This is a genomic window from Parasphingorhabdus sp., assembly GCF_049667325.1.
Classification (GTDB): domain Bacteria; phylum Pseudomonadota; class Alphaproteobacteria; order Sphingomonadales; family Sphingomonadaceae; genus Parasphingorhabdus.
Window position 1 is genome coordinate 1 of sequence record NZ_JBATHY010000329.1, and the last position, 1,580, is coordinate 1,580.

The 1,580-nt window shown below is 58.7% G+C and carries 2 protein-coding genes; both read right to left on the reverse strand.

Features of this window, described 5'->3' with window-relative positions; genetic code table 11:
• Window positions 1–43: 43 nt before the first annotated feature.
• Entirely contained in the window at window positions 44–544 is a 501-nt protein-coding gene (locus tag WBM93_RS14230; RefSeq protein WP_424432525.1) for a hypothetical protein, read from the reverse strand.
• A gap of 119 nt (window positions 545–663) precedes the next feature.
• Window positions 664–1,539: a transcriptional regulator gene (locus WBM93_RS14235; protein ID WP_424432526.1), complete on the reverse strand. Its 876-nt coding sequence runs from the start codon at window positions 1,537–1,539 to the stop codon at window positions 664–666.
• Window positions 1,540–1,580: the final 41 nt, after the last annotated feature.

Here is a 1,580-nt window from a genome sequence, read left to right on the forward strand (position 1 = left end):
CCGCGCCTGGCAGGCGGAACGGTGAAAGACGCACTGATGATGATCATAGTCTCAATGTCGCCCGGGTGGTGCTCTTCGACATGAAATAGGCCAGCACCGCCGCGATGACTGTGACGATCAGGGTGAATACCATCGGCGAGAAACGCAGTTCCGGCCCGGCACCCTGCAAGACCATTCCGATCAGAAAGGCGGGGACCAGCGTCATCCCCAGATGTTTCAACGCCAGAACGAATGGCGCCAACCCCGCCCGCCGGTCGGCGGGCAGGCCGGGCGTTATCTTGCCCGATTTGCGCTGCGACACCGTGATCGCATAGACGATCAGGGTCAGCAACACGCTCATCAACACCGCGATCGCAATCAAGGTTCCGCCGAGATTGGGAGCGGGATCACCAATGGGCAAAGTCGCAGGAACAAAGGCCAGATCACGGGTCAGCCAGTAATTGATCCCGCCCGCCAGCACGATATTCACCACTACATCCCCCCGCGCCTGTTTCTCGACAAAAGCGTCCATGCTGATCGGTGCGGCAGCTATCGCGTCGGCCAAAATCTCTCTCCCTGTTTTCTTGGGGAGAGTGACGGTGGTAGGGCGGGACGTCAAGTGGTGTTGGTTTGGAGCTAGTGGAGTTACTTGATTTTGGGAATCCGGAATATAGGCCTGGGCGACTAACCCGCAACTCCGATCTTCCGCAACACCCGCCACCCCAGCGCCTTCGCCCTATTGCGAGCCGGAAAGCGTCCCGGCGCCTCGGGCGTGATCCCTCGCTTGCGCAGCCAGCCGTTGAACGCGCGAGCGTCCGCCTCTTCAAAGCTCCAGTCGCTGCGCCATGTAATCGAAAGCGAGATGCTTGGTTCCGGCCCATTCCGGACATGATGCGGCGCCATAACGGGGACAAAAATCGCCTTGCCCGGGGTCAGGTGGTGTTTGGTACCTTCGGCCTCGAAATCGTCCTGCCAGACCAGATTGCGAGGGCCGCCGAGATGATAGCCTTCGTGGATTTCATCGGCGGCAAAACGGGCGTTTCCGGCTGGGAAAGTGGTCATCCATTTCTCGCCGCGCAGCTGCAGCAGGATATTATGTTCCGGATCGAAATGATAGGGAGTCACCGCGTCGGGTGAGGAGACGAAGATGAAGCCCTGCGGTTTCAGCATCTGGCCGGTCTTGCGCTCCAATATCGGCCTGATTTCGGCGAGCAGCGAGATCAGTAACGCTTCATATTCCGGCACCTGCTCGATATTCTTGAGCACCGCCCAGCTCGCCGACCGGTCGATCAACCGGATCGTGTCGCCGATCGTCATGCCGTTGTCCGGTACATCTTCGGGCCTGATCCCGACCGGCAGATCACCGGGATTATATTCGACGCTTTTACCGGGCAGCACAGTGCCAAGCTGTGCCAATGCTTCAAGGGTCAGCAATTCATGCGACAGCATGTTATGATCGAGCACACGCGATTGTTCGGGATAGCAGGCATCAAATTTCTGCCGGCTATCCTCGCTGAAAACCTGTTGCCGAAAGCTGTACTTGCCGAAGAGCTGGTTCATTCCGGTGCCTCGGTCGGATCGAGAACTGTGCGTCCCTTGAT